This is a genomic window from Paracoccus sp. S-4012, from assembly GCF_009674885.1.
Taxonomy (GTDB): Bacteria; Pseudomonadota; Alphaproteobacteria; order Rhodobacterales; family Rhodobacteraceae; genus Paracoccus.
Window position 1 is genome coordinate 1 of sequence record NZ_WKKA01000034.1, and the last position, 9,291, is coordinate 9,291.

Here is a 9,291-nt window from a genome sequence, read left to right on the forward strand (position 1 = left end):
ATCGGCGAGGTCGGCTTCAGCGGCAATGCTGGTGAGCTGCGATATGATCGCGTTGGTATGGTCACCAACATTTCCGGAGATGTGGATGGGGATGGCCGCGCAGACTTTTCCATCAGTCTAATCGGGAGTCTTACACTCCATGCCAACGATTTCCTGCTCTGACGAAAGCAAGCATAGAGTTGCAGCGAGAGTCGGACCGGCACAGCGCAGTCGTAGATACGCCCGAGCGTTGCTGTGACCCCCGACCTTCATCCACCAGAAACCAGAGCCGGCGGGTGACATTTGCCCGCTTGCGCGGAGGGAGCAATGGGTGATCGGCGGAACGTTTCCATCGCGTGTAGCCGATCGCCCGTTGCGGCGAGCTGGGCGGCGAAGGCTGCGGGGGTCTCGTAGCCGAGTGCCGAATGGGGCGGGCCGCGTTATAGTCGGCCACCCAGCTGGACACCTCCGCTTACCGTCCGGTAGCAACGCTCTGAGCCTCAGGAAGAGGACCATGCCGATCGGGCAGCGGCCCTCGGGGCCGTTTCCGTCGCTGATCCGGGCGGATCGAAAGCTCGACCGCCGTCAGGCGGGCGCGGGTCGGCTGTCGAGCCACCGCCATCGGGTCATGTTGTAGGCCATGTTGGCGAGCGTGATCGCCGCCCGCGCCCGCGCCAGTCCGATGGTGCGGATGGTCATGCCCATGCGGGCCTTCTGCTGGGCGAAGACATGCTCGACCTTCGAGCGCACCGCCGACTTGACGGCATTGGCGCGGCGGGTCCGCGACGGCATCGGACGGCCGCGGGGCTTCTTGCGATGGATGCGGCTGACCATGCCGCGGGCGTCGAGCCACGCCTCGTTCTCCGCCGAGCGATAGGCGCTGTCGGCCCAGACCCGGCGGGACGTGTTGGTTCGGGCGATCAGCCCCTCGCGGAGCTGCCCGCCGTCGTGCCGGGCGGCATCGGTGATGACCTGGCGACGGATCAGCCCATGCATCCGGTCGATCGAGACATGGGATTTGTAGCCGTAGACGGGGATCGCGATATCGATCGGCAGGGTGCCGTCGGCCCGCACCTTCGCCTTGGAATGCTTGACCGTCCAGCGACCGTCGATGTCCTTCTGTCGCGCCTTGGCGGGCTGGTCCGGCCAGATCTCCGCGGCCGACTTGCCTTCCCTGATCGCCGCCTTCTCGCCGTCGGTGTTGCGCTGCCGCGGGGCCGCCACCAGGGTCGCATCCACGATCTGGCCGCCACGCGGCAGATAGCCGGCCGCATTGATGGCCCGGTCAAGGCGTTCGAACAGCGCCTCCAGCGCACCCGCCGCGATCAGCGCCTCGCGGAAGTCCCACAGGGTATTGGCATCCGGCACCCGGTCTTCCGGGCCAAGCTGGCAGAACCGCATCCACGACAGCCGGTCGCGGACCAGATACTCGGTCTGCTCGAGCGACAACCCGTGCAGCGACTGCAGCACCAGCATCCGGAACTTCAGCACCGGGTCGAACGGTGGCCGACCGCCCTTCCAGCGCGGCGGCCGGCCGAGCGCACCCTCCAGCACCGGCCGGAACATCTCGAAGTCCACCGTCGCTGCCAGCGTCTCGAGCGGATCACCCTGCGCCGAGATCTCCGCCAGCCGCTCCGTGATCGACCAGAACCCCAACTGACCCGCCATGACCATCCCCCGCCGCTGTCAGGCCCAGTGATGGAGTGGATGCCCCCGCCCGGCGGCATCGCGATGTGCCAAGCTGGTGATGTTCAATCGCCAGAGAGGGGGAGGCATCCATGGAAGAGGTTACCATCGTCGGGGTCGACCTGGCAAAGCGGGTGTTCCAGCTGCACGGCGCGGCGGCGAACGGCACCGTGGTCTTCCGCAAGAAGCTGTCGCGGGCGCAGTTCCTGCCGTTTCTGGCGGCGCAGCCGGCCTGCACCGTGGCCATGGAGGCCTGCGCGACGGCGCACCACTGGGGTCGGGAGATCGGGCGGCTTGGCCATTCGGTCCGCCTGATCCCGCCAGCTTATGTGAAGCCATTCGTGAAGCGACAGAAGAACGATGCGGCGGATGCTGACCTGCCCCCCGTAAGCTCCCTCGCCGTGATGTAGAGTCTGCCCGACCTGAAGGAGCAGACGAGATGAGGAAAAGCCGCTTCACCGATGCGCAGATCATCGGGATGATCAAGGAACAGGAAGCCGGGATGGCGACGGCGGAGGTGTGCCGCAGGCACGGGCTCAGCCCGGCGACGTTCTACAAGCTGAAGGCACGGTATGGCGGGATGGACGTGTCCGACACAAGACGCCTGAAGCAGCTCGAGGACGAGAATGCCAGGCTGAAGCGCCTGCTCGCGGAGGCCATGCTCGACAACGTCGTGCTGAAGGACCTCCTGGGAAAGAGCTGACGACGCCAATGGCGCGGCGGGATGCGGCGCTCCGGGCGATGCGGAATCATGACGTCTCGCAGCGCCGGGCCTGTGCCCTGGTTGGTGTCGATCCGAAGACGGTGCGGCGCGAGCGGCCGCCTGACAACCCGGACATCGGCAAGGCGATGGGCGAGATCGCCGAGAAGCGCCGCCGGTTCGGCTATCGCCGGATCGGCATCCTGCTCGAGCGCCAGGGCAGGACCATGAACCACAAGAAGCTCTATCGCCTGTATCGCGAGGAAGGCCTGTCGGTCCGGCGCCGGCGTGGCCGCAAGCGCGCGCGCGGCAGCCGATCGCCAGTGCCGGAGGCCTTGCACCCCAACCAGCGCTGGTCGATGGACTTCATGTCGGACACGTTCGGGGCATCGCGCCGGTTCCGCATCCTGGCCGTGAACGACGATTGCTGCCGTGAGAACCTCGCCCTGATCGCCGATACCAGCATCTCCGGCGCCCGGGCCGCGCGGGAACTGGACGCGCTGCTGCGGCTCTACGGCAAGCCCCAGACCATCGTCAGCGACAACGGAACCGAGTTCACCAGCAAGGCCATTCTCAGATGGGCCAAGGACAACGACGTCGCCTGGCATTACATCGATCCCGGCAAGCCCCAGCAGAATGGCTTCATCGAAAGCTTCAACGGCAGCCTGCGCGACGAGTGCCTCAATGAGGAGATCTTCGACAGCCTGGCCGATGCGCGCCGCAAGCTGGCGCTGTGGCGCTACGACTACAACCATGTCAGGCCGCATTCCTCGCTCGGCGGAATGGCCCCGTCACAAGCGCGCCGGGCACTTGAGCAATCCGTGAGCTCCGCGCCCGGCGCGCTTGCCCAACCCGAAACCGACCAATACCAAGTCCAAGGACTCTCGTCATGATCGAGGGACGCCGGGGGGGCAGGTCACCTGCCGCGGTCGGAATGGCAGATGAGACCTTCGGCCGGCCGTTGCCGCTGTGTGGCGATCATCACTGCGGCCAGAGGCAGCTCGGTGCGCATGTGGTCGCGCATGGCCCAACCGACGATCTTGCGGGTGGCCAGGTCGAGGACGGCCGCGAGATACAGCCATCCTTCGCCGGTCGCGATGAAGGTGATGTCGGCCAGCCAGACGCGGTTCGGTGCCGATGCGACGAATGCCTGCTTCAGCAGGTTCGGTGCGACCGGCAGGTGATGACGGCTGTCGGTGGTGCACGGCCTGAACCTGCGGCCGGCGAGCGCGCGGATTCCGTGTCGCCGCATGAGCCGCGCGACGCGGCCACGGCTTGCCGTCCTGCCTTCCGCTCGGAGCGTGGCATGCATCCTGGGACTGCCGTAACGGCCATGGTGCTCGGCATGGAGGCGACGCAGATCGGCCAGCAATGCGCGGTTGGCGCGCGCCCGGGCGCTCTCCGGACGTTTGCGCCATGCGTAATAGCCGCTGGCCGAGACCTCGAGAACCCGGCACATCAGCCGGACCGGCCATCTGCCGGCATGGTCGCGGATGAATTGGAAGCTCATCTCGGCACCTCCGCGAAGATGCCGATCGCCTTTTTTAGCACGTCGCGCTCCATGCGCGTGCGATCGAGCTCACGCTTCAGCCGCGTGATCTCCGACGCCTGGTCCGCAGGCGACGGCATCACAGGGACGCCCGGCGTGGCCCTCGATCGTGGCGTCCCCCCGCGAACCGCGGCGCGCCAGTTCCGCAACATCGAGGGCGAAATGCCAACCTCGGTTGCAACCTGCATCAACGGACGGCCACTGCTTTCCAACAACGCCACCGCCTCTCGTTTGAACTCGGGAGAAAACTCCCTCCTCGTCTTCGGCATCAACACCTCCATGCCCTTCACAGGCTTAGCAAAGGTGTCCACTGAATCGAGGGACCATCAGGCCCTGACCAGGAACACCCGGCTGTGCGCGAGCTTCATGTGTGCCACCTGAAGCTTGGTGCGCTCGCCACCCAGAAGCGCGTAATCCTCGCTCCAGTCGAACTGGAGGGCCTCCCTCCGGTCGAAAGGTCAGGGGCACGAATGTGCCACGGCCGGTGGTCTGCTGCTCCCGCTGCCGGTCGAACCGCCATTCCCGGGCAAGGCCGCGACCCGGTTGTAGGACCCCGTGTAGCCGAGCGCGACCAGGTCGGCGTGCAGCTGCTTCACCGACCGCCGCTGCTTGCGCGACTTCGCCGTCTCGGTCCTCAGCCAGCCCGCCAGCTTCTCCGCAAACGGGTCGAGCTTGCTTGGGCGATCGGGCACCGCGAACTTCGGCTCGATCGTGCCGGCCTTCAGATACTTCCTGATCGTGTTGCGCGACAAACCCGTCCGGCGGGCGATCTCCCGAATCGGTAGCCTCCCCCGCAGGGCCATCCGGCGGATGACATTCAAAAGTCCCATGTGGATCACTCCGTTGCCCCCGCCGCTCGCCGCGTTCGGGGAAGGGTCACATGGGTCAAATTTCAGTGGAAATTATGCGCCTATCCGGGTCAGTTCTGGGTGGAAATCAACAGTCGCGGCCCCTGGCGCAGCTTCGAAGCCGTCGAATACGCCACCCTCGAATGGGTCGACTGGTTCAACAACCGCCGTCTCCTCGAGCCGATTGGAAGCATCCCGCCGGCCCAGGCCGAAGCGAACTTCTACGCCGCCATGAATCCCGTGGCCGTGGCCGCATAGCTAAGACCAACCGGTCTCCGGCAGACCCGGCGCGGTTCACGTAGTCGTCGTGTTGTGGTTGTGAGTCCTGACCTTGGCGCTATAACTATCTTGCTTGTCAGCTAAATATACCCGAATCTGTCATCATCCAGGCAAGTCAACGAGGACAACAATGGCGATTGTAACCGGCACCACCGGCTCCGACACCCTGCAAGGTGGGACTGGTGACGACCAGCTCTATGGGGGAGGAGGGGGGGTAGACCAGTTCTACGGGGGCGCCGGGGACGATACCTACTACTCGGAAGGCAGCTTTGCAGCCTTCATCTACAACAGCCCCGGGGTGGACATCGCCTATGGCGGTGCGGGTCAAGAGCACTTCTACTACAGTACAAGCTACAGTCCTGTGTTGGACAGTGAGACGTTCCACGGAGGCGAAGGCGAGGATAGTCTGAACATCACCTTATTCACGACTTACCATGAAGACTTCTTGCTCGACGCTCGACCGGATGCGCAGGGCTTAGGACGCGGAAGTTACGGGCTTACGTTCTCCGGGATTGAGATCTTCCGCATCAGCACTGGTAACGGGAACGATTGGATCGCCCTCGGCGATACAAGTGATTACGTATTCACTGCGTTAGGGAATGATACCATCTTAGGGGGCGGTGGCAATGATACGCTCAGGGGCAGCTACGGGAATGATGTGATCTATGGAGGTGATGGAAATGACTCCATTGACGGTGACCAGGGCGGCGACAGTTACGGCAACGACCATCTTTATGGGGGAGCGGGCGACGATCTCATCGCCGGCTCGGGTGGGAATGATGCTCTTTGGGGTGATGAAGGAGACGACGCACTCTACGGAGGCGAGGGTCAAGACACACTTCATGGCGGTGCGGGACGAGACACTTTGGAGGGGGGCAGGGGCGATGACGTCTATGTCTTGGCCAGTGAAGCCGAGGATGGCACTGATGTGATTGTCGAGGCTGCTGGAGGCGGCACCGATGAGGTCCGCAGTGCCTTCAACTTCACGCTTCCGAGTTGGGTGGAGAAACTAACTCTTACTGGGTCAGCTTCCCTGAGTGGGACAGGCAATGCTCTTGCCAATCTGATCTCAGGAAACTCAGGTCACAATACCATTTTTGGACTTGCGGGAAACGACCTCCTCTTCGGCGGCGATGGCCAAGACACATTGGATGGCGGTGACGGGGACGACACGATCGACGGCGGCGCCGGGCTCGACCGCATGAATGGCGGTAATGGAGATGACATCTACCTCGTCGACAACGAGGGGGATGTGGTCTTCGAGATGGCCAACGGGGGCACCGACCTCGTGCGAAGCTCGGTCAGCCATGCTCTCCGCCTCGACGTCGAGAACCTCACCTTGCTCGGCGCCGAGGGCCTGGCCGGCACGGGCAACGCGCAGGACAACCAGATCAACGGCAATGCCGGCAACAACCGCCTCAACGGCCTCGCTGGCAACGACACCATCAACGGCGGTGACGGGGACGACACGATCGACGGCGGCGCCGGGCTCGACCGCATGAATGGCGGTAATGGAGATGACATCTACCTCGTCGACAACGAGGGGGATGTGGTCTTCGAGATGGCCAACGGGGGCACCGACCTCGTGCGAAGCTCGGTCAGCCATGCTCTCCGCCTCGACGTCGAGAACCTCACCTTGCTCGGCGCCGAGGGCCTGGCCGGCACGGGCAACGCGCAGGACAACCAGATCAACGGCAATGCCGGCAACAACCGCCTCAACGGCCTCGCTGGCAACGACACCATCAACGGCGGTGACGGGGACGACACGATCGACGGCGGCGCCGGGGATGATTTCCTGAACGGAGGCGCAGGCGACGACTCTCTGAACGGCGGTGTGGGCAATGACATCCTGTCTGGAGGTGCCGGAACTGACGTCTTCGTCTTCAACGGCGGCGATGATCGCATCACCGATTTCGAGGACGACATCGACCGGATCGAGATCTCGGCCCATCTCGCTGGAGTCGAAGCGACTGTCGCCTCGCTTCTGGATGGGGCATTCATGAACGGTACCGTTGCGGTCTTAGATTTTGGAGCAGCAGGCCGGCTGACAATTGCTGGTATAACCGACCTGTCACAGCTGAATGACGATCTTGTGCTGATCTGAGGTGCTGTGACCTCTGAGGACTTGTCCACCTAACAGGCCGCTTCTTTGGTTGCCGCCGCTGATGCAAGACGTTTTTCGGACCTTTGGGCTCGTGATCGTGCGCGGTCTTCTGTCAGGCCTTCGTGTGCGGCCTTTCGAAATGCCGCTGGCCCGTATGGTGATCCGCGGATCAGGGCCAGATCTGAAGAACGAACTTGACGGCTCGCAGCAGCCTGCTGGCTTCCCGATCCGGATCTGTCCGATCATTCTGCCCATTCGGGTCGTCGGCGTCTTGCACCTTGGACCGACATCAGATGGCTGGTCGCTTCCAGCGGACCATGCAGCCACTGCTGTGACCCCCGATAACTCCTCCATGTGACGCTAGAGTCCGGCCCAACGAGAGGACCGGACATGAAGAGATCGAAGTTCACCGGGGAGCAGGTCATCGGGATCCTGCGGGAACAGGAGGCCGGGGCGAAGACGGCGGAGCTCTGCCGTCGCCACGGAATCAGCAGCGCCACGTTCTACGCCTGGAAGGCCAAGTTCGGCGGCATGGACGTATCCGACGCGAAGCGGCTGAAGGCGCTCGAGGACGAGAACGCCCGGCTCAAACGGCTCCTGGCGGAGTCGCTGCTCGACCAGGCTGCGTTGAAGGATCTCCTGTCGCGAAATGTATGGTCCGCGCTGCCGGTGCAACGTTCTTCGGTGGCGACTGCAGGGTTTGCGTCAATGTATCCGGCCTCTCGCGAGTGAGCCGGTTTTCCGGCCAGGCCATGATGAGATCCGCGCGTTCGGTTTCCAGCTAGTTGGTCCGGGCACGAGGCCCGCTTTCGGAACGGATTTACCGAACGCCGATCGACCCTTTCGTCATCACCTCGAACCTCGCACTCCTTTCCGGCGACGCCGGAGTCCTTGGTCTCAGGCGATCGCGCCCACGGGCGGGCGGCGCTCATACGTCGCGCCGGGTTTGGTCAGGATGACCCAGATGACCCTGGCGATCTTCGCCGCGAGCGCGACGACCACCTTGTTGGGATGCATTCGCTCTTTGAGCTCGTCGGCCCAGCCGCCGAGGCGATCCTTCGAACGATCGAGATGCATCATGACAGATCGGGCTCCATGGACGAGGAGCGTCCGGAGATAGTTGCTGCCCCTCTTGGCGATGCCGAGCAGGGTCTGCTTGCCGCCGGTCGAATGCTGCTGCGGCACAAGGCCGAGCCAGGCGGCGACGTCCCGTGCCCGCTTGAAGCGTCCCGGATCGCCGATGGCCGCCAGGATCGCGGTGGCGCCGAGCGGGCCGACGCCCGGAATCGTCATCAGCCGACGCGCCGTCTCGTCGGCGTCGGCGATGTCCTTGATCTCCGAGGAGACGGTGCGAAGCCTCGCCTCGATCTCGTGCAACTCCGCATGAAGTTCGTGCAGCACGAGGCGGGCACGTTCGGTCAGGTCGTTTTCGAGGTCATCCAGCACCCGCTCGATGTCGAGCTTGAACGCGCCGGCGCCCGGCCTCATGGCCACGCCATGCTCGAGGCAGTATGAGCGCATCTGGCAGATCAGCTTCGTCCTGCTGGCGACGAGGCGGTTGCGGATGCGGTGCAGCATCTGCAGGTCCACCTGGTGCGCCTCCTTGACCCCGACAAAGCGCATCGTCGGCCACGTCGCCGCCTCCGCGATCGCCTCGGCATCGATGACGTCGTTCTTGTGGGATTTCACATAGGGCTTCACGAACTGCGCCGGGATGATGCGGACGTCGTGTCCGAGCCGACGGATCGTGCGGGCGAGCCACTGCGCGCCGGGGCAGGCTTCCATCGCCACCAGCGTCGGCTTCGCGCGTTCGAAGAACTGCAGGAGCGTGTCGCGGCGGAACTTCGCCTTCTGGATCGGCGCGCCGGCCCGGTCGAGGCCGACGACGTGGAACACGGTCTTGCCGATGTCGATGCCGAAGACGGCGCAGTCACAGGGTTGGTTGCGCATAATGGTTTGCTCCTCCTTTTTGCGCTCCGCCCGATGATGGGGCGGGGCGGCAGCGCGGACCATCCCACTAGTGGTGACGCCCGCCGCCAGGCGCGAAGCCGTCGCGAGGCTCGTGAAGTGCCACGAGATGAGCGAGCGGCGGGCGTGTGCCGTGATCGGCGCGGATCGGACGTCCGTCCGCTACCGCAGCCGACGC

At 64.4% G+C, this 9,291-nt stretch carries 4 protein-coding genes and 7 pseudogenes; 6 read left to right on the top strand and 5 right to left on the bottom strand.

Features of this window, described 5'->3' with window-relative positions:
• Window positions 1–359: 359 nt before the first annotated feature.
• Window positions 360–436: pseudogene (locus GI374_RS19995) on the bottom strand (integrase core domain-containing protein); the annotation flags it as partial.
• A 128-nt stretch (window positions 437–564) separates the two neighbouring features.
• Complete coding sequence (locus GI374_RS18470) at window positions 565–1,647, bottom strand: IS5 family transposase (protein ID WP_154338470.1); 1,083 nt, start codon at window positions 1,645–1,647, stop codon at window positions 565–567.
• Between the two features lie 110 nt (window positions 1,648–1,757).
• Between GI374_RS18470 and GI374_RS18475 the strand changes: the two are divergent.
• Window positions 1,758–2,042 (top strand): annotated as a pseudogene (locus GI374_RS18475) (IS110 family transposase); the annotation flags it as partial.
• 62 nt (window positions 2,043–2,104) lie between these two features.
• Window positions 2,105–3,258, top strand: a protein-coding gene (locus tag GI374_RS18480; protein ID WP_154338471.1) for an IS3 family transposase whose coding sequence is annotated in 2 segments (ribosomal slippage) — window positions 2,105–2,363 and window positions 2,363–3,258 — 1,155 coding nt in all. Because the reading frame shifts where the segments join, the coding sequence is not laid out codon by codon here.
• Between the two features lie 29 nt (window positions 3,259–3,287).
• Here GI374_RS18480 and GI374_RS18485 read toward each other — a convergent pair.
• Both GI374_RS18485 and GI374_RS18490 read right to left on the bottom strand, forming a co-directional pair.
• Window positions 3,288–4,183, bottom strand: a pseudogene (locus GI374_RS18485) (IS3 family transposase); the annotation flags it as partial.
• Between the two features lie 60 nt (window positions 4,184–4,243).
• Window positions 4,244–4,744, bottom strand: a pseudogene (locus GI374_RS18490) (winged helix-turn-helix transcriptional regulator); the annotation flags it as partial.
• A gap of 105 nt (window positions 4,745–4,849) precedes the next feature.
• Here GI374_RS18490 and GI374_RS18495 point away from each other — a divergent pair.
• From GI374_RS18495 to GI374_RS18505, 3 genes and pseudogenes are all read left to right on the top strand, one after another.
• Window positions 4,850–5,020: pseudogene (locus GI374_RS18495) on the top strand (IS3 family transposase); the annotation flags it as partial.
• A gap of 151 nt (window positions 5,021–5,171) precedes the next feature.
• Window positions 5,172–7,145 carry a calcium-binding protein gene (locus tag GI374_RS18500; RefSeq protein WP_154338472.1) on the top strand — a complete coding sequence of 658 codons (1,974 nt, stop codon included), beginning with the start codon at window positions 5,172–5,174 and terminating at the stop codon, window positions 7,143–7,145.
• Between the two features lie 390 nt (window positions 7,146–7,535).
• Window positions 7,536–7,799, top strand: a pseudogene (locus tag GI374_RS18505) (transposase); the annotation flags it as partial.
• Between the two features lie 243 nt (window positions 7,800–8,042).
• On the opposite strand, the gene GI374_RS18510 reads toward GI374_RS18505, so the two are convergent.
• Entirely contained in the window at window positions 8,043–9,158 is a 1,116-nt protein-coding gene (locus GI374_RS18510) for an IS110 family transposase (RefSeq protein WP_229583584.1), read from the bottom strand.
• 7 nt (window positions 9,159–9,165) lie between these two features.
• Here GI374_RS18510 and GI374_RS18515 point away from each other — a divergent pair.
• Window positions 9,166–9,291, top strand: a pseudogene (locus tag GI374_RS18515) (IS3 family transposase); the annotation flags it as partial.